General features: G+C 55.9%; 1 rRNA gene. It reads right to left on the bottom strand.

What is annotated here, in order from left to right:
- Positions 1 to 3,119: ribosomal RNA gene (locus AB0E90_RS51390) — 23S ribosomal RNA — on the bottom strand; the annotation flags it as partial.
- Between the last annotated feature and the right edge of the window lie 67 nt (positions 3,120 to 3,186).

Raw genomic sequence — 3,186 nt, 5'->3', positions numbered from 1 at the left:
GTTAAGCCCTCGGCCTATTAGTACCGGTCGACTGAACCAGTTACCTGGCTTACATCTCCGGCCTATCAACCCAGTCGTCTGGCTGGGAGCCTTACCCACTCAAGGTGGTGGGATACCTCATCTCGAAGCAGGCTTCCCGCTTAGATGCTTTCAGCGGTTATCCCTTCCGAACGTAGCCAACCAGCCGTGCCCCTGGCGGGACAACTGGCACACCAGAGGTTCGTCCGTCCCGGTCCTCTCGTACTAGGGACAGCCCTTCTCAAGTATCCAACGCGCACGGCGGATAGGGACCGAACTGTCTCACGACGTTCTAAACCCAGCTCGCGTACCGCTTTAATGGGCGAACAGCCCAACCCTTGGGACCTGCTACAGCCCCAGGATGCGACGAGCCGACATCGAGGTGCCAAACCATCCCGTCGATATGGACTCTTGGGGAAGATCAGCCTGTTATCCCCGGGGTACCTTTTATCCGTTGAGCGACACCGCTTCCACACGCAAGTGCCGGATCACTAGTCCCGACTTTCGTCCCTGCTCGACCCGTCAGTCTCACAGTCAAGCTCCCTTGTGCACTTACACTCAACACCTGATTGCCAACCAGGCTGAGGGAACCTTTGGGCGCCTCCGTTACCCTTTAGGAGGCAACCGCCCCAGTTAAACTACCCACCAGACACTGTCCCTCGACCCGATCAGGGCCGCAAGTTAGATACCCAAACCCAACAGAGTGGTATTTCAACATTGCCTCCACCATGACTGGCGTCACAGCTTCACCGGCTCCCACCTATCCTACACAATTAAATTCGGATACCAATGTCAAGCTATAGTAAAGGTCCCGGGGTCTTTCCGTCCTGCCGCGCGTAACGAGCATCTTTACTCGTACTGCAATTTCGCCGGGCCTGTGGTTGAGACAGTGGGGAAGTCGTTACGCCATTCGTGCAGGTCGGAACTTACCCGACAAGGAATTTCGCTACCTTAGGATGGTTATAGTTACCACCGCCGTTTACTGGCGCTTAAGTTCTCCGCCTCGCGATTGCTCGCTAACAGGTCCCCTTAACGTTCCAGCACCGGGCAGGCGTCAGTCCATATACATCGTCTTACGACTTGGCATGGACCTGTGTTTTTAGTAAACAGTCGCTTCCCCCTGCTCTCTGCGGCCATACCACGCTCCAGAAGCAAGTTCCTTCACGTGTCCGGCCCCCCTTCTCCCTAAGTTACGGGGGCAATTTGCCGAGTTCCTTAACCACAGTTCGCCCGTCGCCTCGGTATTCTCTACCTGACCACCTGTGTCGGTTTCGGGTACGGGCCGCTCGGAACATCGCTAGAGGCTTTTCTCGGCAGCATAGGATCACTGACTTCACCTGATACGGCTCGGCATCACGTCTCAGCCTATTGCACCACGGATTTGCCTATGGTACGGCCTACACGCTTACCCCAGGACAACCACCGCCTGGGACCAGCTACCTTCCTGCGTCACCCCATCGCTAAACTACTACCAACCAGGATCCCAGCTCGCCTACCCTTGATCCGAAGACCGCCGGCACTTGAGGTGGTTAGCATAATTAGGTTCGTCTTGGGCGTTCCTTTGCGGGTACGGGAATATCAACCCGTTATCCATCGACTACGCCTCTCGGCCTCGCCTTAGGCCCCGACTCACCCAGGGCGGAATAGCCTGGCCCTGGAACCCTTGGTCATTCGGCGGAAGAGTTTCTCACTCTTCATTCGCTACTCATGCCTGCATTCTCACTCGTGCAGCCTCCACGGCTGGATCACTCCGCCGCTTCCCTGGCTGCACGACGCTCCCCTACCCATCCACACAACTGCACACCCGAGTCAAGCCCGGACGCGAATTAAAATGTGAATGCCACAGCTTCGGCGGTGTGCTTGAGCCCCGCTACATTGTCGGCGCAGAACCACTTGACCAGTGAGCTATTACGCACTCTTTAAAGGATGGCTGCTTCTAAGCCAACCTCCTGGTTGTCAATGCGATCCCACATCCTTTTCCACTTAGCACACGCTTAGGGGCCTTAGCTGGTGATCTGGGCTGTTTCCCTCTCGACTACGAAGCTTATCCCCCGCAGTCTCACTGCCGCGCTCTCACTTACCGGCATTCGGAGTTTGGCTGATTTCGGTAAGCTTGTAGGCCCCCTAGACCATCCAGTGCTCTACCTCCGGCAAGAAACACACGACGCTGCACCTAAATGCATTTCGGGGAGAACCAGCTATCACGGAGTTTGATTGGCCTTTCACCCCTAACCACAGGTCATCCCCCAACTTTTCAACGTTGGTGGGTTCGGTCCTCCACGCAGTCTTACCCACGCTTCAACCTGCCCATGGCTAGATCACCCCGCTTCGGGTCTAGAACACGCGACTACACGCCCTATTAAGACTCGCTTTCGCTACGGCTACCCCACACGGGTTAACCTCGCCACGTGCCACTAACTCGCAGGCTCATTCTTCAAAAGGCACGCCATCACCCCCACCCTCACGGGCATAAGGCTCTGACGGATTGTAGGCGAACGGTTTCAGGTACTATTTCACTCCCCTCCCGGGGTACTTTTCACCATTCCCTCACGGTACTCGTCCGCTATCGGTCACCAGGAAGTATTCAGCCTTACCAGGTGGTCCTGGCAGATTCACAGCAGATTCTAGGAGTCCGCTGCTACTCGGGTGCTGCTCAAAAGAGGCCAGAAATTTTCGCTTACGGGGCTCTCACCCTCTACGGCCGGCTTTCCCACACCGTTCAACTAACAACTGGCTTTATAACTCTTCAGAAGACTGTCAGACCTTCTACAAGCAGTCCCACAACCCCCCATGCGTAACCCCTGACAAGTATCACACGCACAAGGTTTAGGCTAGATCCGCTTTCGCTCGCCACTACTCACGGAATCACTGTTGTTTTCTCTTCCTACCGGTACTGAGATGTTTCACTTCCCGGCGTTCCCCTCACACACCCTATGAATTCAGGTGCGGATGACACGACATGACTCGTGCCAGGTTTCCCCATTCGGACACCCTGGGATCACAGCTAGGTTGACAGCTCCCCCAGGCCTATCGCGGCCTCCCACGTCCTTCATCGGCTCCTGGTGCCAAGGCATCCACCGTTCGCCCTTGACAACTTAACCACAGAAAACAAGATGCTCGCGTCCACTGTGCAATTCTCAACCAACGACCAACCCACAACCCGATAAG

This window comes from Actinoplanes sp. NPDC026619 (assembly GCF_040638295.1).
Lineage (GTDB): Bacteria > Actinomycetota > Actinomycetes > Mycobacteriales > Micromonosporaceae > Actinoplanes.
Note: the sequence above shows the minus strand (reverse complement) of the source record. Positions and strands in the feature narration are given on the sequence as shown.